The sequence below is a fragment of the Caulobacter sp. LARHSG274 genome (assembly GCF_052871235.1).
On record NZ_JBIXJO010000005.1, the window covers coordinates 59,812 to 82,445 of the forward strand.

At 69.6% G+C, this 22,634-nt stretch carries 19 protein-coding genes and 1 other RNA gene; 3 read left to right on the plus strand and 17 right to left on the minus strand.

Features of this window, described 5'->3' with window-relative positions:
* The first annotated feature begins 92 nt into the window (after window positions 1-92).
* On the plus strand, window positions 93-386 hold the full coding sequence (locus ACIPQB_RS11830; RefSeq protein WP_446485429.1) for a hypothetical protein: 294 nt from the start codon (window positions 93-95) through the stop codon (window positions 384-386).
* A gap of 20 nt (window positions 387-406) precedes the next feature.
* Here the strand turns inward: ACIPQB_RS11830 and murG are convergent, their stop codons facing one another.
* The 15 genes from murG to ACIPQB_RS11905 form a co-directional block, all read right to left on the minus strand.
* On the minus strand, window positions 407-1,492 hold the full coding sequence (gene murG / locus ACIPQB_RS11835; RefSeq protein ID WP_446485430.1) for an undecaprenyldiphospho-muramoylpentapeptide beta-N-acetylglucosaminyltransferase: 1,086 nt from the start codon (window positions 1,490-1,492) through the stop codon (window positions 407-409).
* Window positions 1,493-1,558: 66 nt separating this feature from the next.
* Window positions 1,559-2,725 (minus strand): putative lipid II flippase FtsW, encoded by a 1,167-nt coding sequence (gene ftsW, locus ACIPQB_RS11840; RefSeq protein WP_446485431.1) that lies wholly within the window; start codon window positions 2,723-2,725, stop codon window positions 1,559-1,561.
* 224 nt (window positions 2,726-2,949) lie between these two features.
* Window positions 2,950-4,368 carry a UDP-N-acetylmuramoyl-L-alanine--D-glutamate ligase gene (gene murD, locus ACIPQB_RS11845; RefSeq protein ID WP_446485432.1) on the minus strand — a complete coding sequence of 473 codons (1,419 nt, stop codon included), beginning with the start codon at window positions 4,366-4,368 and terminating at the stop codon, window positions 2,950-2,952.
* Window positions 4,369-4,382: 14 nt separating this feature from the next.
* Window positions 4,383-5,498, minus strand: a complete 1,116-nt coding sequence (gene mraY / locus ACIPQB_RS11850) for a phospho-N-acetylmuramoyl-pentapeptide-transferase (protein WP_446485433.1) — start codon at window positions 5,496-5,498, stop codon at window positions 4,383-4,385.
* The gene (locus ACIPQB_RS11855) at window positions 5,498-6,901 is read right to left on the minus strand and encodes a UDP-N-acetylmuramoyl-tripeptide--D-alanyl-D-alanine ligase (RefSeq protein WP_446485434.1); all 1,404 of its coding nucleotides are present in this window, start codon (window positions 6,899-6,901) and stop codon (window positions 5,498-5,500) included. Before ACIPQB_RS11855 ends, mraY begins: the two co-directional genes overlap by 1 nt.
* Complete coding sequence (locus tag ACIPQB_RS11860; RefSeq protein WP_446485435.1) at window positions 6,894-8,345, minus strand: UDP-N-acetylmuramoyl-L-alanyl-D-glutamate--2,6-diaminopimelate ligase; 1,452 nt, start codon at window positions 8,343-8,345, stop codon at window positions 6,894-6,896. Before ACIPQB_RS11860 ends, ACIPQB_RS11855 begins: the two co-directional genes overlap by 8 nt.
* A gap of 2 nt (window positions 8,346-8,347) precedes the next feature.
* Window positions 8,348-10,105, minus strand: coding sequence for a peptidoglycan D,D-transpeptidase FtsI family protein (locus ACIPQB_RS11865; RefSeq protein ID WP_446485436.1), 1,758 nt, complete (start codon window positions 10,103-10,105; stop codon window positions 8,348-8,350).
* On the minus strand, window positions 10,102-10,539 hold the full coding sequence (gene ftsL / locus ACIPQB_RS11870; RefSeq protein WP_446485437.1) for a cell division protein FtsL: 438 nt from the start codon (window positions 10,537-10,539) through the stop codon (window positions 10,102-10,104). Before ftsL ends, ACIPQB_RS11865 begins: the two co-directional genes overlap by 4 nt.
* Entirely contained in the window at window positions 10,536-11,489 is a 954-nt protein-coding gene (gene rsmH, locus ACIPQB_RS11875) for a 16S rRNA (cytosine(1402)-N(4))-methyltransferase RsmH (RefSeq protein WP_446485438.1), read from the minus strand. Before rsmH ends, ftsL begins: the two co-directional genes overlap by 4 nt.
* Window positions 11,486-11,953 (minus strand): division/cell wall cluster transcriptional repressor MraZ, encoded by a 468-nt coding sequence (locus ACIPQB_RS11880; RefSeq protein ID WP_056437963.1) that lies wholly within the window; start codon window positions 11,951-11,953, stop codon window positions 11,486-11,488. Before ACIPQB_RS11880 ends, rsmH begins: the two co-directional genes overlap by 4 nt.
* Before the next feature lie 247 nt (window positions 11,954-12,200).
* Window positions 12,201-12,584: RNase P RNA component class A (gene rnpB / locus ACIPQB_RS11885), an RNA gene on the minus strand.
* A gap of 99 nt (window positions 12,585-12,683) precedes the next feature.
* On the minus strand, window positions 12,684-13,559 hold the full coding sequence (locus ACIPQB_RS11890; protein ID WP_446485439.1) for an NYN domain-containing protein: 876 nt from the start codon (window positions 13,557-13,559) through the stop codon (window positions 12,684-12,686).
* A 184-nt stretch (window positions 13,560-13,743) separates the two neighbouring features.
* Entirely contained in the window at window positions 13,744-14,352 is a 609-nt protein-coding gene (locus ACIPQB_RS11895) for an FMN-binding negative transcriptional regulator (protein WP_446485440.1), read from the minus strand.
* On the minus strand, window positions 14,352-15,071 hold the full coding sequence (locus ACIPQB_RS11900) for an N-acetylmuramoyl-L-alanine amidase (protein ID WP_446485441.1): 720 nt from the start codon (window positions 15,069-15,071) through the stop codon (window positions 14,352-14,354). Before ACIPQB_RS11900 ends, ACIPQB_RS11895 begins: the two co-directional genes overlap by 1 nt.
* Entirely contained in the window at window positions 15,068-15,961 is an 894-nt protein-coding gene (locus tag ACIPQB_RS11905; RefSeq protein WP_446485442.1) for a DMT family transporter, read from the minus strand. Before ACIPQB_RS11905 ends, ACIPQB_RS11900 begins: the two co-directional genes overlap by 4 nt.
* Window positions 15,962-16,121: 160 nt before the next feature.
* On the opposite strand from ACIPQB_RS11905, the gene ACIPQB_RS11910 reads away from it, so the two are divergent.
* Together ACIPQB_RS11910 and ACIPQB_RS11915 are read left to right on the plus strand one after the other, a co-directional pair.
* Window positions 16,122-17,588 (plus strand): flavin-containing monooxygenase, encoded by a 1,467-nt coding sequence (locus ACIPQB_RS11910; RefSeq protein WP_446485443.1) that lies wholly within the window; start codon window positions 16,122-16,124, stop codon window positions 17,586-17,588.
* Window positions 17,589-19,106: 1,518 nt separating this feature from the next.
* Window positions 19,107-19,988 carry an AraC family transcriptional regulator gene (locus ACIPQB_RS11915; RefSeq protein WP_446485444.1) on the plus strand — a complete coding sequence of 294 codons (882 nt, stop codon included), beginning with the start codon at window positions 19,107-19,109 and terminating at the stop codon, window positions 19,986-19,988.
* A 37-nt stretch (window positions 19,989-20,025) separates the two neighbouring features.
* Here the strand turns inward: ACIPQB_RS11915 and ACIPQB_RS11920 are convergent, their stop codons facing one another.
* Window positions 20,026-21,555 carry a carboxylesterase/lipase family protein gene (locus ACIPQB_RS11920; RefSeq protein WP_446485445.1) on the minus strand — a complete coding sequence of 510 codons (1,530 nt, stop codon included), beginning with the start codon at window positions 21,553-21,555 and terminating at the stop codon, window positions 20,026-20,028.
* Between the two features lie 62 nt (window positions 21,556-21,617).
* Complete coding sequence (locus ACIPQB_RS11925; protein ID WP_446485446.1) at window positions 21,618-22,304, minus strand: FABP family protein; 687 nt, start codon at window positions 22,302-22,304, stop codon at window positions 21,618-21,620.
* Window positions 22,305-22,634 lie beyond the last annotated feature (330 nt).

Consider the following 22,634-nt stretch of genomic DNA (forward strand, 5'->3'; position numbering starts at 1 on the left):
AAAATACAATCTCCGGAGAAACTTGACGAATACGCAATCTTAAGATTGCCTCCCTCCAGGCTCGCCGTTCGGGCGAGCATCAGGAGCGTTCAATGACTTCTCCCACGATTAGGTCGAAGACTCTCGCCATCGCCGCCGCTGCGTTCGCCCTCGCCTCCACCCTGGTCGCCGTCCCGGCCGCCCAAGCCAAGCCGACCCTCTGCATCCAGTACGGCTGGATCATGTGCGACCCGCAATTCACGCGCGGCACGCCCGAATGGCAGGCGTGCTTCGGCTACTATTCTGAGGAGGCCTGCCCCTACGCCGACGGCGCCGCCAAGGCCGGGCCGCTGCTGAACGGCGCCGGCCTTGAGGTGCGCCTGCGCCAGATCTCCAAGGCTTCCTGATCGGCGGGAAGACGGCGCCCCTACCGCGCCGTCTTCTCCACCAAATCCGCCAGCCTCCCCGCCGCGTCCGGGGTCGCCGCCGACCGGGCGCCGGCCGCCATGCGGGCCAGGCGTTCGGGGTCCTTGAGCAGGGCGTTGAGCGCTCCGGCCAGGGCGTCGACGGTCAGTTCGTCCTCCAGGCACACGGCCGCGCCGCCGGCCTGTTCCAGCAGGCGGGCGTTGAAGCGCTGGTGGTCGTCGGCGGCGATCTTCAGCGGCACCAGGATCGACGGGCGGCCGGCCACGGCCAACTCGCAGCAGGTCGAGGCCCCGGCCCGGCCGATCACCAGGTGGGCCTGGCGCAGGCGGCCGGCCATGTCGCGGAAGAACGGCGCCACCTCACAGTCGACCATGGCGTTGCGGTAGATCCTGCGGGCGTTCTCCATCGACTCGGCGCGCGACTGCTGCTGCACCTTCAGGCGGCCGCGCATCTCCTCGGGCAGCTTGGCGATCGCCTCGGGGACCAGCTCCGACAGCAGCCGCGCGCCCTGGCTGCCGCCGGTGACCAGCAGCCGCAGCTGCACCTCGGGCGGCAGGTAGGGCACGTCGTGCAGGGCCCGGATCTCGGGCCGCACCGGATTGCCGACCACCTGGGCGCGGGCCTTCACGGCCGGCTTGGCCTTCTCCAGGGTCGGGAAGGCGCAGGCCACCTGGGTGGCGCGCGGGGCCAGGAAGCGGTTGACCCGGCCCAGCACCGCGTTCTGCTCGTGGATCACCGTCGGCCGGCCCTCGATCAGCGCCGCCAGCAGGGCCGGCAGCGCGGGATAGCCGCCGAAGCCGACCACCACCGCCGGGTCCAGGCGCTTGAAGGCGGCCTTGGCCTGCATGACGCCCTGGAACACCGCGACGCCGGCCTTGACCATGCCGATCGGGTCGCCGGCCTTGGCGGTGGCGGCCGACAGGGCCAGGCGCTCCTCGACCGGGAACTTGTCGGCATAGAGGGCGCCGCGCTCGTCGGTGGCCAGCACCACCCGCCAGCCGCGGGCCTTGAGCACTTCGGCCAGGGCCTGGGCGGGGAACAGGTGGCCGCCGGTTCCCCCGGCGGCGACGACGACAAGCTTGCTCATGAGGACACGGCTCCGGTACGCGAGCGAAGGATGGGCAAGGTCGGCCTCCCGCGAGAAGCCCTGACCCTAGGCCCCCGCCTGGTCGAACTCTCCGGCCCCGCCATAGGCCCCCGGACGCTTGCGCGTCAACGCCAGGGCCATGCCGAGGGTCAATCCCATGGCCAGCATCGACGAACCGCCATAGCTGATGAACGGCAGGGTCATCCCCTTGGTCGGGATCATGTTCAGGTTGACCGCCACATTGATGAAGGCCTGCTGGCCGACCAGCACGAACAGGCCGGCGGCCGCCACCTGCTCGAAGGTGTCGGTCAGCTTCATGGCCTTGTAGAGGCCGCGCACCACGATGAAGGCGAACAGGGCGATCAGGGCCAGGGAGAACACCAGGCCGTATTCCTCGGCCGCCACCGAATAGATGAAGTCGGTGTGCAGGTCGGGGACGTGGCGTTTCATCACCCCCTCGCCCGGGCCGCGCCCGAACAGGCCGCCGGCGTGGATGGCCTCGGCGGCGCGGGTGATCTGGTGGGTGTCGGCCTGGTCGGGGCTGAGGAACTTCTGCACCCGGGCGTGGACGTGGTCGAACAGGAAGTAGGTGGACATCAGTCCGCCCAGGGCCACCACGCCCAGGCCCATGATCCACGAGATCGGCACCCCGGCCATCCAGAAGGCCGCCCCGAAGGCGATGGTGATCAGCACGGTCTGGCCGACGTCGGGCTGGACCAGCAGCAGGCCCACGGCGATGAAATAGAGGGCGAAGGCGATCGACACCCCCGGCACCCCCTCGCCCTTCTGGCCCTCGGCGAACATCCACGAGACCAGCACGATCAGGGCCGGCTTCATGAATTCCGACGGCTGGAAGGTGAAGCCGCCGATCAGCAGCCAGCGGGCCGCGCCCTTGGCGCTGTGGCCGATGAACGGCAAGGCCGCCATCACCCCGATCGCCGCCAGATAGATGAAGAAGGCCGAGCGCCGCACGCCCTTGGGGGTCAGCATCGACACGGCCAGCACGATCACCGCCGCCCCCGCCCCGAAGATGCACTGGCGCACCGCGAAGTGGAACTGGTCGTCGATGCCGATCCGCGCCGCCGCCGCCGGGCTGGAGGCGAAGGACAGCAGCACCCCCAGGGTGACCAGAAGCGCCGTGGCGCCGAGCAGCCAGTGATCGGTCGTCCACCACCAGACGCCGAGCCGCGAACGGTCGGTGCGGGCGAAGGCGTGGGCGGTCTGGAACGTCATGGGCGGAGGGTCGGAGTTTAGGGTTAATCGAGTGTTGCGGCGGCGGTTGCGGGGGGTGTGACCTTTTTCACTCCCTCGCCCCTTTATTCCGCTCATCCCGGCGAATGCCGGGACCCAGATCCCTTAGCGGTATGGATGACTGGAGGCGTTCAGCGCCCATGGCGTCATCCTCAGAGCCCGTCCATCTGGGTCCCGGCATTCGCCGGGATGAGCGGATCTTACTGTCAGGCCCTTTTGGCCGCCGAGACCGGCGCCTTGCCCAGCCCCATGACTGCGGCGCGGAACGCTTCGCCGCGGGCTTCGAAATCGGCGAACTGGTCGAACGAGGCGCAGGCGGGCGACAGCAGGACGATGGCCTCCTCGCCGCTGGCGGCGGCGTCGGCATGGGCGGCGGCGACGGCGGTCTCGATGTCGCCGCACTGGCGCACCGGGGCCTTGCCGTCCAGGGTCTTGCCGAAGGCCTCGGCCGCCTCGCCGATCAGATAGGCGGTGGCGACGCGGGGGAACAGGTCGACCAGGTCGTCGATGCCGCCGGCCTTGGCCACGCCGCCGGCGATCCAGTAGAACCTGGCGTAGCTCGACATCGCCTGGCGGGCGGCGTCGGCGTTGGTGGCCTTGCTGTCGTTGACGAAGGCGACCTTGCCGATCCGACCGACCGTCTCCATCCGGTGGGCCAGGCCCGGGAAGCTCATCAGCCCGTCGACCGCCTGCATCGGCGGGATGCCCAGGGCCCGGGCGGCGGCGTAGGCGGCGGCGGCGTTCTGCCAGTTGTGGCGGCCCGGCAAGCTTCTGGCGCGAAGAAGGTCGGCCATCTCGGTGACCCGCTCGCCGGTGGCGTCGTAGAGCACCCCCTGCAGGGCGTAGACGCCGCGGCCCATGGCCTTGCCGGCGCTGATCGGCCAGATCGTCCGGCGGTTGGCGGCGGTGATCTCGGTGCAGATCTGCTGGCACCAGGGGTCGTCGACCCCGATGATCGCCGTGTCGCCCTTGCCCTGGTTGAGGAAGATCCGGCGCTTGGCGGCGATGTAGCCGTCCATGCCGCCATGGCGGTCCAGGTGGTCGGGCGAGATGTTCAGCAGCACCACCGCGTCCGGCCGCAGGCTCGAGGTCAGGTCCAGCTGGTAGGACGAGAGTTCCAGCACATAGACGGCGCCGCCGTGCATGTCGTCCAGGCCCAGCACGCCCTCGCCGATATTGCCGCCGACCCGGGTGTCGCGGCCGGCCTGGCGGCACAGGTGGCCGATCAGGGCGGTCGTGGTCGACTTGCCGTTGGTGCCGGTGATGGCGACGATCTTGGGCTTCTTGTGCTCGGGCGCGGCGTTGACGGTGCGGGCGAAGAGCTCGATGTCGCCGAGGATCTCGACCCCGGCCGCCTTGGCCTTGGCCACCGTCCAGTGCGGCTTGGGATGGGTCAGGGGCACGCCCGGCGACAGCATCAGGGCGGCGTAGTCGCGCCAGTCGCTGGTCGACAGGTCGACGACGTTCAGGCCCTCGGCCACGGCGGCCTCGCGGCTGGCGGGCTTTTCGTCCCACAGCGCCACCTTGGCTCCGCCGGCGATCAGCGCGCGGGCCGCCGTCAGCCCGGTCCGGCCCAGGCCGAACACGGCGACCGTCTTGCCCTCGAAACCGCGGACCGGGATCATGGCGCGCCCCTCTCCTATCTCAGCTTCAGGGTGGCGAGGCCGACGAAGCTGAGCATCATCGCCACGATCCAGAAGCGGACCACGACGGTGCTCTCGGCCCAGCCGAGCTTCTCGAAATGGTGGTGGATCGGCGCCATCAGGAAGATGCGCTTGCCGGTCTTCTTGAAGTAGGCGACCTGGATCATGACGCTCAGCGCCTCGGCCACGAACAGGCCGCCGACGATGCCCAGCACCAGCTCGTGCTTGGCGCAGACGGCGATCGAGCCCAGGGCCCCGCCCAGGGCCAGCGAGCCGGTGTCGCCCATGAAGATCTTGGCCGGCGGGGCGTTGTACCAGAGAAAGCCCATGCCCCCGCCGATGATCGCCCCGCAGACCACGGCCAGCTCGCCGACGCTGGGCACGAAGTGCAGGTTCAGATAGTCGGCGAACTTGTAGTTGCCGACCAGGTAGGCGATCAGGCCGAAGGTCGAGGCGGCGAACATCACCGGCACGATGGCCAGGCCGTCCAGCCCGTCGGTCAGGTTCACGGCGTTGGAGAAGCCGGCGATCGTGAAGGCCGCGAAGGCCACGTAGAACCAGCCGAGATTGACCACCAGGTTCTTCAGGATCGGGAAGACCAGCGAGGTCTCCAGCCCCGGAGTCATCGACGACTTCGGCGCGAACAGGATCAGCACCACGGCCGCCAGGATCGAGACGATGAACTGGGCGATCAACTTCTGGCCGCTGGAGAGCCCGGCCGTGGTCTGCTTGGTGACCTTGGCGTAGTCGTCCATGAAGCCCAGCACGCCGAAGGCGGCGGTGATGCCCAGCACCACCCAGACATGGACGTTGCGCAGGTCGGCGAACAGCAGCGAGCCGACGAACAGGCCGGCCAGGATCATGAAGCCGCCCATGGTGGGGGTGCCGGCCTTCTCGGTGACGTGCCGGGCGATGCCGTCGGTGCGGATCGGCTGGCCCTTGCCCTGCTTGGCCTTCATCCAGCGGATGAAGCGCGAGCCCATGGCGACGGCGACGACATAGGCCGTCAGCATCGACATGCCGGTGCGGAAGGTCAGGTATTTCAGCAGGTTGAGGACCGGGACGTGCTCATGCCCGCCGCGCGACAGCCACTCGAAGAGGAAATACAGCATCAGTCCTGTCCCGCGAGGTCGAGCGCGTCCAGGGCGGCGGCCACGGCCCCCGCTCTGGATCCATTCGAACCCTTCACCATCACCACGTCGCCCGCCCGCATCGCCGAGACGACCAGCGGTGCGAGCTCGGCGGCGCTTTCGGCGTAGCCGCCCCGCCGAGTCGGCGGAAGCGCTTCCCATAAAGATTTCATTAACGGTCCGGCGCAGAACACCAGATCGATGCCGGCCGCCGCGATCGGGGTCGCTAGATCGCCGTGGAATCGGGCGCTTTGGGGGCCCAGCTCCAGCATGTCGGTCAGGGCGACGATGCGGCGGCCGGCGACCTGACGCGCGCCCAGGGTCGCCAGGGCCGCCTGCATCGACACCGGATTGGCGTTATAGCTTTCGTCGACCAGGGTGAAGGCGCCGCCGGCCACCCGGATCTGGCGCTCGGCCCCACGGCCCTCGATCGGCGCGAACTCGCCCAGGGCCGCCAGGGCGGTGTCGCGGTCGACGCCCAGCGCCTCCAGCATCAGCAGCACGCACAGGCTGTTGAGGCCCCAGTGGATCCCGGTCTGCAGGATCGGGAAGCGGATCGTCTCGCCGTGCAGGACCGCGGTGATCGTCGCGCCGCCGGCATGGGGCTCGAAGGCGACCAGCTGGGCGGTCAGGCCCGGGCCGGTCCCGAAGCTCCAGACCTTGGCCCCGGCCTTGCCGGCCTCGGCCTGCAGCAGGTCGAACCAGGGATTGTCGGCGTTCAGCACCGCCACGCCCTCGGGCTCCAGGCCGGCGAAGATCTCGGCCTTGGCGCGGGCGACCCCCGCCTCGCCGTCGGCGAAGTTCTCCAGGTGCACGGGGCCGACCGTGGTGATGGCCACGGCGTGCGGGCGGATGAACTGCGACAGCGGGGTGATCTCGCCGGTGTGGTTCATGCCGACCTCGAACACCGCCCGCTGGGTGTCGCGCGGCATCCGGGCCAGGGTCAGGGGCACGCCGATATGGTTGTTGTACGACTTGACCGAGGCGTGGGCCTTGCCGGCCCGGCGCAGGCCGGCCTCGACGGCGCGGGTGACGCTGGTCTTGCCGACCGAGCCGGTCACCGCCCCGCGCCGGGCCTGGGGCGCGCGCTCGCGGGCGGCGACGCCCAGGCGTTCCAGGCCGCGGAAGGTGTCCTCGACCAGCACCGCCGGAATGGCCACCGGCTTGGAGACCAGGGCCCCGGCCGCGCCCTTGTCGGCGGTCTGGACCACGAACTCATGGCCGTCGCGCGCCCCGGTCAGGGCCACGAACAGGTCGCCCGGTTCGATGCTGCGGCTGTCGATCGACACGCCGGTGGCGGCGAAGTCGCCCAGCACCTGGCCGTCGGTGGCGGCGGCGATCTCGCCCGCAGTCCAGAGGGGAGCGGTCCACAGGGCTTCAGGCATGGACGGCCTCCAGCGCCTGGGCGGTTTCGGTGACGTCGTCGAACGGATGGTTGACGCCGGCCGCCAGCTGGCCCTGCTCGTGGCCCTTGCCGGCCACCACCAGCACGTCGCCGTCGGACAGCAGCGCCGCCCCGGCCCGGATGGCCTCGCGGCGGTCGCCGATCTCGCGGGCCCCGGGGGCGGCGTCGAGGATGGCGGCGCGGATGCTGGCCGGCGATTCCGAGCGCGGATTGTCGTCGGTGACGATGGCGATGTCGGCCAGGCGGGCGGCGATCTCGCCCATCAGGGGCCGCTTGCCGCGGTCGCGGTCGCCGCCGGCCCCGAACACCACGATCAGCTTGCCCTGGGTGTGGGGTCGCAGAGCGGCCAGCACCGTCTCCAGGCCGTCGGGGGTGTGGGCGTAGTCGACATAGGCCACGCCGCCGCGGGGGCCGGTCCCGACCCGCTGCAGCCGACCGGCCGCGCCTTCGAGATGCGCCAGGGCGGCGATCACCGCGTCGAGGTCCTCGCCGGTGGCCAGGCACAGGCCGGCCGCGACCAGCACGTTGGAGGCCTGGAAATCGCCGGCCAGCGGCAGCAGCACGTCGAATTCGCGGCCCCGGGCGGCGATCTTCAGGCGCTGGCCCTCGGGCGCGGGGGTGCGCGACACCAGGGTGAGCCCCTGCCCTTCGCCGCCGACCGTCAGCAGGCTCTGGCCGGAGGTGACCGCGGCCGAGGCGAAGGCCGGGAAGGCGTCGCTGTCGGCGTTGAGCACGGCGGTCCCGCCGCGCGGCAGCAGGGTCTCGAACAGCCGCAGCTTGGCGGCCCGGTAGCAGCCCATGGTGCCGTGATAGTCCAGGTGGTCCTGGGTGAAGTTGGTGAAGCCGGCGGCGGCCAGGCGCACGCCGTCCAGCCGGCGCTGGTCGATCCCGTGCGACGAGGCCTCGACCGCCAGGTGGGTGACGCCCAGGCCGGCCAGCCTGGCCATCATCTCGGCGACGTCGGCGGCGTCGGGGGTGGTCAGGCCCGGCGGGGTCAGCTGCAGGTCCGGCACGCCCGGCGCGCTGACCACCACGCCCAGGGTGCCCATGCTGGCCGCCTTGCGGCCGAGGCGGGCGTAGATCTGGCGGGCGAAGCCGGCGACCGAGGTCTTGCCGTTGGTGCCGGTCACCGCCACGCAGGTCGCCGGCTGGTCGCGCCAGAACTGGGCGGCGGCCAGGGCGTAGGCGCGGCGCAGGTCGCCGGCGTGGGCGGCGGGGACCGGCAGGTCCTGGACGTCGTCCGGGGCCAGGATGGCGGCGGCGCCGGCGGCGATGGCGCCGGGGATGAAGCTGCGGCCGTCGACCTGGCTGCCCGGCAGGGCGGCGAACAGGAAGCCGGGGCGCACCTTGCGGCTGTCGGCGGTGACGCCGGTGATGACCGGATCGACCTCGAACGGCCGGTTGAGGAGTTGTGACAGCAGCATACTCAAAGTCCCGCCCCCGCCGTGGCCGTCTGCGGCCGGGCCGCGATGGTGAGGATGTCGGTCTGGCGGCGCACGCCCAGGAACGGGGCGATGCGGTCGATGACCCGGCCGGCCGCCGGCGCGGCCACATAGCCGCCGGTCGAGAAGCCGCCCGTCTTGGCGGTGCCGTGCGGCTCGTCCAGCAGGACCAGCACGAAGTAGCGGTCGGTCTCCAGGGCGTTGTCGGTCGGGAACACCGCCGCGAAGGACGAGACCTGGCGCTGGTGGCTGTAGGCGCGGATGGCCGGGTCGTACTTCTCGCCGGTGCCGGTCTTGCCGCCCACCGACAGGCCCGGGATGTTGGCCGACTTGCCGCTGCCGCCGGTGACGTTGGCGCGCATGATCTGCAGCATCTGCTGCGAAGTCTCCTCCGACACCGCCCGCGGCGCCTCGGGACGCACGCCCTGGGCCAGCTTGTGGATGGTCAGGGGCTGCAGGGTGCCGCCGTTCAGCAGCGCGCCCATGGCCTGGGCCAGGGCCAGGGGGCTGACATTGATGCCGTGGCCGAACGAGGTGGAGGCCACCGCGTCGTCGTCCCACTTGCGCGGGGTCAGCGGCCGGGCCGATTCCGGCAGCTCCACCTTGGCCGGCCGGGTCAGGCCCAGGGCCGTGAAGTAGCGGCTCAGCCGCTCGCCGCCGATCCGCTCGGCCAGCATGGCGGTGCCGATGTTGGAGGAATGCTGGAACACTTCGACCAGGGTCAGGATCTTACGGGCGGCGTGGAAGTCGTGGATGGTCCGGTAGCCCAGCTTGAAGGGCTGGCGGGCGTCGAAGGTGCTTTGCGGCGTCGCCACGCCGGTGTCCAGGCCGATGGCGACCGTGAAGGCCTTGAAGGTCGAGCCCATCTCGTAGACCGCCGCCGCCGCCCGGTTGAGCTTGGCGTCGTCGCTGGCCTGGCCCGGCAGGTTGGGGTCGTAGTCGGGATAGCTGGTCATGCCGAGGATCTCCCCGGTATGGACATTGGTCACCAGGCCGACGGCGCCCTTGGCCTGGAACTCGATGGCGGCCTTGCGGACCTCGTCCTCCAGCGCGGCCTGGACCCGCAGGTCGATCGACAGCGGCATGGCCCCGTCCGGTCCCCGGGCGGCGGCCTCGCGCACCGGCTTGTCCAGGGCCCGCTCGGCCCCGGCCAGGCCTCGGCCGCCGTTGTCGACGAAGCCGATGAAGTGGGCGGCGCTGGCGCCGAGCGGATAGACCCGGCGGGCCTGCTCCTCGAACTGCACGCCCGGCAGGCCCAGGTCGAAGATCGCGTCCTTCTCGGCCGGGGTCATGCCGCCGAGCACGAAGCTGCGGCGGTCGCCGGTCACGGCCTTGTCCAGGCGCTTGGCCGGCACCTGCGGCAGGGCCTTGGCCAGCGCCTTGCGCGTGGCCCTGGCGTCCCAGACCTCCTTGGGGTCGATGTAGAGGGCGTAGTGGGTCAGGTCGACAGCCAGCAGTTGGCCGTTGCGGTCGACCAGGTCGCCACGCGCGCCGTCGGTCGAGGCCAGGTAGCCGTTGCCCCCGACCTTGGAGAACACCGCCGCCCAGGTCGCCCCGAACGCCAGCACGCAGAAGGCCAGGCCGAAGATGGCCATCACGAAGAAGATGCGGATGCGGGTGTCGTCCTCGGGGCGGGCGGCGGCGCGCGAGCGCTCGAAGGCGTGCTCCAGCCGCCAGACTCGTTCGATCAGCCAGCGCCAGGCCGCGGGCGCGCCGCCGGGAGCGAGATTGGCCAGGCTCATCTTTGGCCCTCCGGCGCAGGATAGTCGTCGGCCGTCGCGTCCGGGGCCTCGGCCGAGGCCGCGTCGGTCGCCGACGGGGCGGGAGCCGCGGCCGAGGTCGACGCAGTGACCGGCGCCCGATGGCGGGCGACGTCGATCAGGGCGTCCTCGGTGGTCTCGTGGTCCGGCTTGATCGGGGTCAGGTGCAGGCCGGCGGCCAGCTGCTCGATGCGGCGCGGCTGCTCCAGATAGGCGACCTCGGCCTTCAGCAGGCGGACGCGGATCTTCTCGTCCTCGATCTGCCGCTCGACGTCGGCGATCTGGGCCCGCTCGCGGCCGGCGAAGGTCTTGGCCATGTAGACGCCCAGCACCAGGGCCAGCAGCAGGCTCAGGCAGACCAGCTCCACCACCCGGAAGCCGCGCACGCGGCGATCGAACAGGCTCGACAGGCTCATGCGGCGTCGCTCCACACCGGAGCCGGGGTCCGCACGGCGGCGCGCAGCTTCGAGGACCGGGCCCGCGGATTGACCGCCAGCTCGGCCTCGCCCGGGGCGATGGCCTTGGACGAGATCAGCTGGAAGCTGGCCGGCGCGCCGGCCTCGACCGGCGGCAGGTGGCGCGAGCCGCCCGGGGTGCGCCCGGCCCGCTCGGCCAGGAAATTCTTGACGATGCGGTCTTCCAGCGAATGGAAGGTGACCACGGCCAGGCGGCCGCCGGGCTTGAGCACCCGCTCGGCGGCGATCAGGCCGGCTTCCAACTCTTCCAACTCCGCGTTGACCGCGATCCGCAGCCCCTGGAACGAGCGGGTGGCCGGATGCACCTTGGCGCCCTTGCGGCCGCCCAGGGCCCGCTCGATGACATGGGCCAGGTCCAGGGTGCGGGTGAACGGCCGCTCGGCGCGGCGCTTGACGATGAAGCTGGCGATGCGGCGCGAGGCGTGCTCCTCGCCATAGACATAGAGGATGCGGGCCAGCTCGACCGGATCGAGAGTGTTGACCAGGTCGGCGGCGGTGGGGCCGTCGGCGCCCATGCGCATGTCCAGCGGACCGTCGCGCATGAAGGAGAAGCCGCGATCAGCCTCGTCGAGCTGCATGGAAGATACGCCGAGATCCAGGGTCACGCCGTCCACCGACGCCTCCCCCAGATACGTGGTGATTTGCGAGAATCGGTCGTGAATCAGGCGAAAGCGACCATCCGCCGCGGGAAGCTCGGCGGCGATCTGGTCCGCGAACCGGGCGACGCTGGGATCGCGGTCGAAGGCGGTGACCGACGCCCCGGTGGCCAGGATGGCGCGGGTGTAGCCGCCGGCCCCGAAGGTGCCGTCGACGACCATTTCGCCTGGGGCCGGCGACAGGGCCGCCACCACCTCGTCGAGCAGGACCGAAAGGTGCGGGGCGGCGGTCATGCGGCGCCGCCGATCCGCGCCGTGCGCTGCTGGGCCCGCATCGCCGCCAGGCCGTCGCGGGCCAGTTCGCGCTGGGCGGCGCGATGGGCCTGGAAGGCTTCGCGCGACCAGATCTGGAAGCGCTCGCCCAGGCCGACCACCGCCACCCAGTCGGTCAGGCCGAACATCTCGCACAGGGTGTCGGGCAGGGTGATGCGGCCGGCGGTGTCGAACGACAGCCGGGCCATGCCGCCGAGCACGCTGGTTTCCAGGGCCGAGCGCAGCGGGTCGCCGAACGGCAGCTCGTCGATCACCCCCTGATAGCGGTCGAACAGGCTCTTGCCGCCCGCCTCCAGGCAGTCGGCCTCGATCGAGGGGAAACAGAAGATCCCGTCGAACGGCCCCGAGAGCGCGGCGCGGAAGTCCTGCGGCACGACGATGCGCCGCTTGCTGTCCAGCTGCTTCTCGAACGTCGAGAGGAACACCTCGCTACCCCTGCTTGAACCCGCGCCCGACGGCCCCGCCTGGGCCGCTCCGACACAAGTGGGTTAACATGGGATTGATTGGGAGACAATGACACTGGATGCCGTTCGCCCACGAAAACAAAGGTCTTGGTAAGCTCTTTCACAATCGCGAGGAGTCTATCCACAGAACATACATGGAACATGTTAAGCATTCGCGCCCCTGGGGCGCGGCGGCGGGCCGGCTCGCCGGGCGATTGATCGGGGATCATGGACCAGATGGTCTGTAAGCCGGGTTCTGTCTGACGCTCCGAGGAGCGCGAGACGGCCATTCCTCTGGACCGCCCATCGCTGGACGGTTCTCGCGACCTACCCGGACCCTCTCAGCCAGTGACGGCCTATCCGACGCGAGGCCGGCGCGGGGTCCCTATTCGGTCTTGCTCCAGGCGGGGCTTGCCATGCCGTCCCTGTTGCCAGGTCCGCGGTGGGCTCTTACCCCACCCTTTCACCCTTCCCGCCCCGGAGGGAGGAGGTTTGCTTTCTGTGGCGCTATCCCTGGGATCGCTCCCGGCGGGCGTTACCCGCCGCCTTGTCACCGTGGAGCCCGGACTTTCCTCGACCTTCTTGCGAAGACCGCGACCGCCCGACCATCTGGTCCGGGACGGTGTTTGACGGTGGAAGGGCGCGAGGTCAATTGGCGATCGGCTTACAACACCATTCTACCGATGCACTGCCCCACCGGGAGGCCACACCGCTAGGGCGCTTTTGCGGCAATAGCCTTAACAGCACTTGCAAAATAAATGCGCGCCGCCCGACGCTCATCACTGGTCAACTGCCGCGCAACTGCGTCTCGACATTTACCGAGAAAGGGACGGTCGACCTCAGCCGGCAACCCTTGCTGACCACTATCCCAAAATGTGGTCAGAGTGGCGACATCAGAGGTATCCATAGCAGCGATTTCATCGTCAGCGACCCTCTTAAAGACATCGTCGCCGTTGGCCGACGCGACAGCGACGATAAGAGGTGCTTCAACAGGCCCCTGCGATGAGCCAGTTGCCGAAGCTGGACTCCCTGCAACTTTGGATAGAGGCGCAGCAACAGTCAAAAACTTAGAAATGACCGTAGCATCCCATTCAGTGGTCGTGTCTGCCTCATATCGCAAAAGGCGCGACTGCGATCCTCGCGCAGGCTTGATACCGATCAAATGGATGCCGACACCAAAATTCTGAGCTATTTGCACACCAATTCTGACATCTTCGTCACCAGACAAAAGGACCGCATCGCAAATCGACTTGTTACGAGCAAGTTCGATAAGGTCTGTGACTATGAGGGAGTCTACGCCCTTCTGTTGCCCCTGCCCGTTTAGAACACCTAGCCTGAGCTTGACGTAGTCTGTTGCCGCGAGAGCCGTATGCTGCCCGCTCATTCCATTAGCAGGAGGAGCATCGTACCAATAAGTCCGCAACAAGCGGCCATTATCTGTCTTTTCGCGAGCGAGAGAAACGAGTTCTGCTAGCGCAGCCGTTTCATTAAGCCTCAACTCCGTCCGGCGCTTCTTTTCACCAGCGAGCGCTACTGATCCTTGGGCGAAAAGATAACCGGCATCGACGAAAATTGCGACACGCGACATCTTGCCCCCAGATGTAGGAAAGGGCCCCCGCAGGGGCCCTTTGTAGGTCGCAGCCCAATGGCTTAAGTAGGTTCGGACTACGACAGGTCCGAGGTATATGGCAAGAATGCCCAATAAGTCAAGAACGTTGCGCCGCACCTAGCGGATTTCGGAGCCTAACTTCCAACGTAGCAGAAATGGAAATCTAGGCAGAAACGTCCCGCATCAGCCTCGCCACCGGATGATCCCCCAACGCCGCGACCACCCCGGCCCGGTCGGCCTCGCTCTTGTTCTGCGCCAGCTTGAAGGTGCCCTCCAGCCGCTCGACGCTGAGGCGGCAGCCGATGATCCCGCGCATCATCGTCTCGAAGCGGCCGGGGCTCATCTTCTCGCGGGTCCAGGGCTTCTTGGGCGCCAGCCGCGCCTCCTCCTGGGCGGAGAGGTCGTCGAGCAGGGCCACGAACTCGGCGTCGCTCAGCGGCGCGACCAGGCCTTCCGCCTCGGCCGAGACATAGTTCCAGGTCGGGACCTGGTCGTCGCTTCCGTACCAGTCGGGGCTGACATAGGCGTCCGGCCCGGTCGCCAAGACTACGGCCCGGAAGCCTGGGACGACGTATGGCGCCAGGGCGTTGCCGCGCGACAGGTGGAAGTCCAGCGCCACCTCGCCGAAGTCGAGCTCGTGGACCACCACCGGCGCCTGGGCCGTGAACGGGCACCCGCCGACCGCCGCGGCGATGGTCACGAACGGATGGGCGCGGACGAAGGCCAGCAGCGTCGCGCGATCCTCGATGCGGAAAGACTTGGCCGGATGCATCAGCCCGCCGCCCGCAGCAGGGCCACCAGCCGGGCCCGGGTCTCGCCGTCGGCGACGCCGTCGAAGCGGGTCTGCAGCCAGTGGCGCTGGAAGGCGGCGACGACGGTCGTGGTCCATTCATCGTACTTGCCCGACGGCGGGCAGTTGTAGCCCAGCCGGGTCAGGCCGGCCTGCAGGGCGAACACCCCCGTGCCCTCCTCGCCCTGGCCCAGCGGCGCCCCGGGCGAGGGCGGCGGCTCGACCCACAGGCCATGGCCGGCCTCGGCCAGCCGCTTCCACGGGAACAGCTCGCCCGGGTCGATCTTGCGGCCGGGGGCGATGTCGGAATGGCCCAGGATGCGGTCGTCGTCGATGCTCCAGCGCGAGCGGACGTCGGCCAGCAGGTTGATCACCGCGGCGACCTGGGCGTCGGGGAACGGCCGGTAGCCGAACTCGTGGCCGGGATTGACGATCTCGACGCCGATCGAGGCCGAGTTGATGTCCTTGACGCCCTTCCAGAACGCCGCCCCCGCGTGCCAGGCCCGGCGCTCCTCGGGCACGACGCGGAACACCCGGCCGTCCTCCTCGACTAGGTAGTGGGCCGAGACCTTGGCCTCGGGGTCGCACAGACGCGCCAGGGCGGCCTCGCCGGTCGGCATGCCGGTATAGTGCAGGATCACGCAGTCGGGCACGGCCTTGCGGGCGTCGAAGTTCGGCGACGGGGCGTCGATCAGGATCATTGGAAACGGTTCCTCGTCAGCAGAAGCAGCGGCATGACCTGGTTCTTGCGCAGGGCGATGATCAGCACGCCGGCCAGGGCCAGGATCGCGCCGATTCCCATGCGGATGTCGAAGGGATCGTGGGTGACCAGCACGCCCAGGCCGATGGTCAGCAGCGGGGTCATCAGGGTCAGGGGCGCGATCAGATTGGCCTCGTGGCGCTGGATCAGGCCGTAATAGGCGGTGTGGGCCAGGACCGAGACCACCAGGGCCGAGAACCCCACCGCCGCCACGAACGGCCAGCCCGCTGCGACCGCCGCCTCCAGGCCCCTCGGCTCGGTCAGCAGGCTCAGCGCCGCCACCGGCCCGACCGAGGCCGCCCCGACCCAGGCCTGGAACTGCAGCGGCTTGACCCCCTCGATCTGCTTCATCATCACCGCTCCCAGCGAGCCGGTCAGGGCCGAGCCGGCGATCAGCCACAGGCCCGGCGACAGCGCCAGGCCGTGCGGGCTCCACATCACGATCACCGCCCCGGCCAGGGTCAGCACCATGCCCAGTCCGCGCCGCCAGCGGACCTTCTCGCCCAGCATCAGCATCGACAACGCGGTGGTGAACGGCACGCTCAGCTGGGCCACCACCGCGGCGGCCGAGGGCGAGGCGGTGCGAAAGCCCATGAACAGCAGGGCGAAGCTGCCCGCCCCCATCAACAGGCCGACCACCACGATCCGCCAGGCCGGCCGCGGGGCCGGCCACAGCCACGGCAGGGTCGCCGCCGCCACCAGGGCGAAGCGCACCGTCGCATAGAACAGCGGCGGCACGCCCCAATGGGCGACCACGATCTTGGAGACGATGTTGTTGCAGGCCCAGACCAGACAGACCAGGACCAGCAGACCGAAGTCGCGCAGGGACATGGACGAACCGCATACGCGTCCGCGCCGAAGATGCGCAATCAAAACCGGGCTGATATGGCGTCCCGATTGACCGGACGGCGAAAAAGGCCCCTGATATATGAACATCGATCATATAAACACGTCCGGGCCCACCGGACCGGCCGGGGAGCGGGGCGAGCGCATGGCGACCGAGCATTTCGACGTCCTGGTGGTCGGCGCGGGCCTGTCGGGGATCGGGGCCGGCTATCACCTGCAGACCCGCCGCCCCGGCAAGACCTATGCGATCCTCGAGGCCCGCGAGGCGATCGGCGGCACCTGGGACCTGTTCCGCTATCCCGGCGTGCGCTCCGACAGCGACATGTTCACCCTCGGCTACAGCTTCCGGCCCTGGCGCGGGGCCAAGGCCATCGCCGAGGGCCCGGCGATCCTCGCCTATGTCCGCGACACCGCCCGCCACTTCGGCGTCGACCGCAAGATCCGCTTCCGCCACCGGGCGACCCGGGCCTCGTGGTCGTCGCAGACCGCCCGCTGGACCGTCGAGGTCGAGCATGACGGCCAGGTTCTGACCTTCACCTGCGGCTTCCTGCTGATGTGCAGCGGCTATTACGACTACGCCGCAGGCTACACGCCCGACTTCCCCGGCCTTGCCCGGTTCAGGGGCCGGATCGTCCATCCCCAGCACTGGCCCGGCGACCTCGACTACGCCGGAAAGAAAGTGGTGGTGATCGGCAGCGGGGCCACCGCCGTCACCCTGGTCCCGGAAATGGCCAAGCAGGCGGCCCAGGTGACCATGCTGCAGCGCTCGCCGACCTATGTGGTCTCGCGTCCGGCCGAGGACGTGCTGGCCAACCGCCTGCGGGCCTGGCTGCCGGCCGGCCTGGCCCACGCCCTGACCCGCTGGAAGTACGTGCTGCTGAGCACCCTGTTCTTCAACCTGGCCCGCAACAAGCCGGCCCAGACCAAGGACAAGCTGATCGGCCTGGTGCGCCGCGAACTGGGCCCCGACTACGACGTCGCCACCCATTTCACCCCGCGCTACAATCCCTGGGAGCAGCGGCTGTGCCTGGTCCCCGACTCCGACCTGTTCGCCGCCCTGCGGGCCGGGACCGCCGAAGTGGTCACCGACCGAATCGAGACCTTCACCGAGACCGGCCTTGCCCTGGCCTCCGGCCAGACGCTGGAGGCCGACATCGTCGTCACCGCCACCGGCCTGGTGATGCGGCTGGTCAGCGGCCTGGCCGTGGAGGTCGACGGCGCGCGCGCCGACCTGGCGCGGTCGATGAGCTACAAGGGCATGATGTTCAGCGACGTGCCCAACCTCGCCTCAGTGTTCGGCTACACCAACGCCAGCTGGACCCTGAAGGCCGACCTGACCGCCGGCTATGTCTGCCGCCTGCTGCGCCACATGGACCGCGCCGGCGCGACCGCCTGCACCCCGCGCCTGGCCGATCCGGCCATGCCGGCCGTTCCCTGGCTCGACTTCAGCTCCGGCTATGTCCAGCGGGCGATGGACAGCTTCCCCAGGCAGGGAACGCGGGCCCCGTGGAAGGTCCGCCAGAACTACCTCCTCGACCTGCTGGCCCTGCGGCTGGGCCGGGTTGACGACGGGGTGATGGCGTTCACGCGCAAGACCCAGGCGACGGCTTAGAAAGAGACACGGCGCTTCGACCTCGGGCTTTCGCTGCGAGGGGGTGAGGAGGCGCGGAGCGGCCGGGCCAGGCCCGGGGACCGTGGGGGTAGTGTTTGCGTTTCGGCGTGGACAGACCGCTCCGCGGAACCGTTTGTCTCGAGGGACGGCGACTGAGGGCCTGTTTCATCCCGATCGACGTTCCCCCTCGGACGGGCAGGATCAAAGTCGCCCGGAAGGGGCCGTCAGCGACTCCGACAGATCCTGGAACAGGCCGGTTTGAACCTCCCGGCCCCGTCGACCCGCCTGTCCCGCCACCGTCCGCGCCGGACCTTGGAGCCTTCTGAGCCCCGCCGCCCGCCGCGACCCGATCGCCAGGCCCAGGCGGCCCCGCTCGGTTCCATCTCCATCGCCGCTTCGGGTCGGTACCAAGCGCCCTCCTCCGCGACGGAGACAGCCGTGAGTGTGCAGGAGGTTTGAGGGCTGGCGCGTTGGTAACGGTGGTTATTTTTCAGGGTGTTGAAGTTGCTGGAGTTCTTGGCGTCAGCGGCGGGGATAGAGGCGCGCCGATCCCCCTAGAATCCCTTCCCTCCCCCTCGTGGGGAGGGTGGCCCTGGCGGAGCCAGGGTCGGGTGGGGCCTGCTGACTCTACCGGTCGCCCCCCGTCCACCGCCCTGCACCGCTCCCCACCCGACCCCTTCGGGCCCACCCTCCCCAAAATGGGGAGGGAAGGTAAAAAAGAGAGAGCGCCTTCTCCCCATCCGCCCGCCCCCAGCGGCGAGGCCGCGCCTTGAAACCTTGTAGGCAAGCCTGCTCTGGCGTCTGGCCGTGTCAAGGACCGGCCTGCGGCCGGCCGCGCCGCGGCGATGCGGAGCGTCGTCCTTGACGCGGCCAGACGCCAGAGCTCCGATCCTACAAGGGTTTTAAGGCGCGGCCGCATCCGACGGGGCGGATGGCGGCTTGCGCCGAGGAGACCTTTCGAAGGTCTGTGAAGGGTGGGTTGCGGACCCTCGGCCCTAAGGTGTTACTAACGCGCATGGACTGTCAGCTTTGTTCTGCTCTTCAAGAGCGCCGAAAAATCCTCAGCCGCCAGGGACTGTTCGACGCCATCTCGGCCGCGAAGAAAGCAGTCGCAGATGGAGTGCTGCAGGAGATGGACGTTGGTCCAATGGGCGGGGCTATCGCATTCGCTGATTTGAACGCTGCTGGTCGGTACGATGACCTGGTGCTCTATAATTTTCGCTGCGCCAACTGCGCACGACAATTCCAGCTTTCAGCCGAGACCTACCACGGGTCTGGCGGCTCGTGGGGGCCGCGAGCCGAGTGATCCTTACACCCCGCTAGCCGACCTTGCCAAGGTCTGACTAGGGTCGAACCAGTCCATCACACCGTTTCCCCCGTTGCGGCCATCCCACAACCGCCGATACTCCCCTGCAAGCGGCCGCGAAAACTCCGGCCGCTTCACACCGAACCGCAAGATCGGTCGAGCACGACCGCGCCGCGGGCGGCTAGCTAAGGCCGTCACGGAAAACAGGAACGATGCAGGCGGCGCTTCAAAACTATCATGCCCGGATGCGGCGGGTGCTGGACTATATCGACCGGCATCTGGACGGCGACCTGGATCTGGAAACGGTGAGCCGCATCGCGGCCTTCTCCAAGTTCCATTTCCACCGGCAGTTCACGGCGACCTTCGAGTTGTCCGTGCATCGCTATGTCCAGCTGGCCCGCATGAAGCGGGCTTCGCACCGGCTGGCCATGAACAGCCAGAGCGTCACCGACATCGCGATGGACGCCGGCTATGACGCGCCGGACGCCTTCGCCCGGGCCTTCCGGCGGCGGCTGGGGCAATCGCCTTCGTCGTTCCGGAAGTCGCCCGACTGGGATCCGTGGCTCGCGGCCTTCGGGCCTCTCGACCATGCCAGGAGCAAGCTCATGCAGATCATCTTCACCCCCGACGACGTCGAGATCCGCGACGTGCCGCCCACCCCGGTGGCGGTCCTCGAGCACCGGGGCGACCGGGCCGGGCTCGGGGAGACCCGGGAGCGCTTCATCACCTGGCGCAAGGCCGCCGGCCTGTCGCCCGAGACCAACCCGACCTTCATGATCTTCCGGTCCGAAAGGCTGCCGGCCAACCCGGCCGACTACAGCATGGACCTGTGCGCGGGGACGGACCGGCCGATCGGGGCCGAGGATCAGCCGATGAAGCCCGGCGTGATCCCCGGCGGCCGCTGCGCGGTGCTGCGCTATCCGGGCAACACCAACAATCTCGAGCCCGCCGCGCTCTACCTCTATCGCGACTGGCTGCCGGCCAGCGGCGAGGACGTCCGCGACTTCCCGGTCTACAGCCAGCGCCGGCTCGCCTTGATCCCGGAGGCGTCGGCGCACGAAGTGGTCGTGGAACTGTTCCTGCCGCTCAAATAGCGCGCCGACGCCTCCGAGATCAGGGCGGCTCCAGGCCCTACCGAAAGTCCGAGAAGTCCGGCAGCGGATGGGCCTGGAGTTCGGCGTCGCCGCCGATCGCCCGTATGGAGGCGTTCGAGCCGTCGAACGCCGGCCAGGCCGGCAGCCCCTCGCCCGCCGGGCTGCCGGTTCGCGCGAACCGGATCACCGTGTCGGCCAGCTGGTTCGCCAGCCGCCGGTCCTCCGCGCTCCAGGCCCGCGGGTCGACGGCGAGATTGTCGAGCATGTACTGGACGTCGACGCCGTGGCCGGCGCCGCAGCCCCAGGAGCACGGGGTCGGCGGTTCGGCGGGACGGTGGGCGAAGTAGTAGACATAGGACTTCGAGCGGCCGTACCGGGCCTGCAGCGCCGCCCAGTGGGCCATGCGCCAGCCCCACCAGTCGTTGGTCAGCTGGTTGATCGAGGCGAGGGCCTGGGCGTCGGTGGCCCCGGGATAGGCGGCCAGCATGCGATCGGACGGCGGATAGCCCAGCAGCGCGGCCATCTGGTCGCGGCGCCCGGCGGCGGTGGAGGCGCTGGGATCCAGGTAGAACACCGTCAGATCCTTGCCCTCCTCGGCGGTCCAGCCCACCAGCAGGGGCACGTCGTTCTGGCCGTGGTTGCGGTAGGTCGTGGTCAGGTCGGCGCGCAGCAGACGGCCGTCGACATGGACGCGCGGCGACCAGGCCTGCTTCTGCAGGTCCGCGACGCTGAGCCGGCGCAGGTCCGCCAGGCGTTCGGCCCCGACCGCCTTGGCGAAGGCCAGGCCCTTGGCCTCGGCGGCGGGCGTGTGGTCGAAGCGGTGATCGTCGTCCGGACTGATCGGCATCGCATCATTGCCGCTCTCGGCGATGGCGCGCTGGAACAGGCCCTTGGCCAGCGGCGAGGCCACCAGCACCGCCACCGATTCCCCGCCCGAGGAATTGCCCATGATCGTCACTCGGTCCGGATCGCCGCCAAACGCCGCGATGTTGGCCCGGACCCAGCGCAAGGCCGCGATCTGGTCGAGAATCCCCTGGTTTCCGGACACATGCTGCGGCGACTCCGCGCTCAGTTCCGGCGACGCATAGAAGCCGAATACGCCCAGGCGGTAGCTCAGGGTGACCACGACGGCCCCGCGCCGGGCCAGGTTGGCGCCGTTCTGCACCGGCACGGCGGCGGCCCCGCTGTCCATGGCCCCGCCGTGGATCCAGACGATGACCGGCAGGCCCTTGGCCTTGGCCGGCGCCCACAGGTTCAGATACAGGCAGTCTTCGCTCTTGGGATCGGGAATCCAGGTCGCGGTCTGCGAGCAGGCGGGGGAGAAGGCGCGCGCCGGCCGTTCGCCGGTCCAGGCGACGACGGGCTGCGGCGGCCGCCAGCGCAGGTCGCCGACCGGCGGCGCGGCGAACGGGACGCCGAAATATTCGTTGAGCGGGCCGTCCTGCGATCCGACGATCGCGCCCCCGGTCACCGGGACGGGACGGGTGGCCGGCGCGGCCTCGCTGATGTGAGGCAGCAACAGGCTCAGGACGGCGGCGAGCACCGCCCTCGTCGGCAAACGGTTCACGATGTCTTCCCCCTCGATGGTCTTGCGGCCGCCTTGTCGCCGGCGGCCAGGGCTTGGCGGCTTCAGCCGCCGATCGACGTGAAGCCGTGCGCCTCGGCCAGGGTCGCCCCGCCGGCCGCGATCCGCGCCAGGGGGTTGGGCCGCGGCTCGGCGACCTTGGCCAGGGTGTTGCGGTCGACGTGGCGGAAGGGCTCGCTGCGGCCGCGGACCTGGAGCATCGTCGTCGACACGTAAGACCAGCCGCCGTCGGGGTTGAAGCGCACGTCGAGCTCGTAGGAGTCGGTGCGGAACGCCCATTCCAGGAAGTCGGTCGAGCAGATTCCGTAGCCGGGACCGCCGCGCTCGGCGCGAACGACAAGGCCGGACCCGTCCGCCGCCGCGCGGCCGCTGGCCAGGGCTGTTTGGCCGCGGGGAATGGCCAGGGTCTGCATAATCAGCCCGGTGGCCGGCTCCCACAGCCAGTAGCCGACCTGGTCATGGAAGGTCGTGTCCTCGTCCGAGGCGACGATGTGGACGTGGTAGCGCAGGCCGTAGAGCAGCTGCGGCCCGTTGGCTTGGGGATCGATGGGCTGGATCTCGATGCGCTCGAGATAGTCGCGCCGCTCGGGCCCTTCGGCCTTCGGATTGAGGTCGACGCCCTTGCGGCCCTCCCACACCCCGGCCAGCGGCCGCAGCGGTCCCAGATTGGCCAGGGTGTCCGGATCCACGTCCTCCGGCTCGCTGAAGATGTCGTCGGGGAAGTCGATCATCGGGGTCCTGCTCCGGCGAAGCTGGCCTCGCCGGCAAAGGTGATGTCCGACTCGGGTCGAAAAGGAAAGCCGCGGCGGCGGCGCGGAGGCCGGATGTCCGCCCATTCGCCGGGGAAGCCGACGGGTCGAACGTCGCTTGGGGGGTGGTTAGCGGGCCTCCCTCTCCCATTGGGAGAGGGCCGGGGTGAGGGGTTGCTGAGCAAGACGGAGCGCCGGCACGCCGGTCGACACCGTAACCCCTCACCCTCCCACCGCTTCGCGGCGGGCCCCTCCCTCTCCCAAAAGGAGAGGGAGCGAAGTCCGCAACGAGTCGAACCCGGCCTTCCCAAC

Coding starts and splice junctions, on each gene's coding strand:
- ACIPQB_RS11830 (WP_446485429.1), top strand. CDS start 93: ATGACTTCTCCCACGATTAGGTCGAAGACTCTCGCCATCGCCGCCGCT.
- murG (WP_446485430.1), bottom strand. CDS start 1,492: ATGAGCAAGCTTGTCGTCGTCGCCGCCGGGGGAACCGGCGGCCACCTG.
- ftsW (WP_446485431.1), bottom strand. CDS start 2,725: ATGACGTTCCAGACCGCCCACGCCTTCGCCCGCACCGACCGTTCGCGG.
- murD (WP_446485432.1), bottom strand. CDS start 4,368: ATGATCCCGGTCCGCGGTTTCGAGGGCAAGACGGTCGCCGTGTTCGGC.
- mraY (WP_446485433.1), bottom strand. CDS start 5,498: ATGCTGTATTTCCTCTTCGAGTGGCTGTCGCGCGGCGGGCATGAGCAC.
- ACIPQB_RS11855 (WP_446485434.1), bottom strand. CDS start 6,901: ATGCCTGAAGCCCTGTGGACCGCTCCCCTCTGGACTGCGGGCGAGATC.
- ACIPQB_RS11860 (WP_446485435.1), bottom strand. CDS start 8,345: ATGCTGCTGTCACAACTCCTCAACCGGCCGTTCGAGGTCGATCCGGTC.
- ACIPQB_RS11865 (WP_446485436.1), bottom strand. CDS start 10,105: ATGAGCCTGGCCAATCTCGCTCCCGGCGGCGCGCCCGCGGCCTGGCGC.
- ftsL (WP_446485437.1), bottom strand. CDS start 10,539: ATGAGCCTGTCGAGCCTGTTCGATCGCCGCGTGCGCGGCTTCCGGGTG.
- rsmH (WP_446485438.1), bottom strand. CDS start 11,489: ATGACCGCCGCCCCGCACCTTTCGGTCCTGCTCGACGAGGTGGTGGCG.
- ACIPQB_RS11890 (WP_446485439.1), bottom strand. CDS start 13,559: ATGTCGCGTGTCGCAATTTTCGTCGATGCCGGTTATCTTTTCGCCCAA.
- ACIPQB_RS11895 (WP_446485440.1), bottom strand. CDS start 14,352: ATGCATCCGGCCAAGTCTTTCCGCATCGAGGATCGCGCGACGCTGCTG.
- ACIPQB_RS11900 (WP_446485441.1), bottom strand. CDS start 15,071: ATGATCCTGATCGACGCCCCGTCGCCGAACTTCGACGCCCGCAAGGCC.
- ACIPQB_RS11905 (WP_446485442.1), bottom strand. CDS start 15,961: ATGTCCCTGCGCGACTTCGGTCTGCTGGTCCTGGTCTGTCTGGTCTGG.
- ACIPQB_RS11910 (WP_446485443.1), top strand. CDS start 16,122: ATGGCGACCGAGCATTTCGACGTCCTGGTGGTCGGCGCGGGCCTGTCG.
- ACIPQB_RS11915 (WP_446485444.1), top strand. CDS start 19,107: ATGCAGGCGGCGCTTCAAAACTATCATGCCCGGATGCGGCGGGTGCTG.
- ACIPQB_RS11925 (WP_446485446.1), bottom strand. CDS start 22,304: ATGATCGACTTCCCCGACGACATCTTCAGCGAGCCGGAGGACGTGGAT.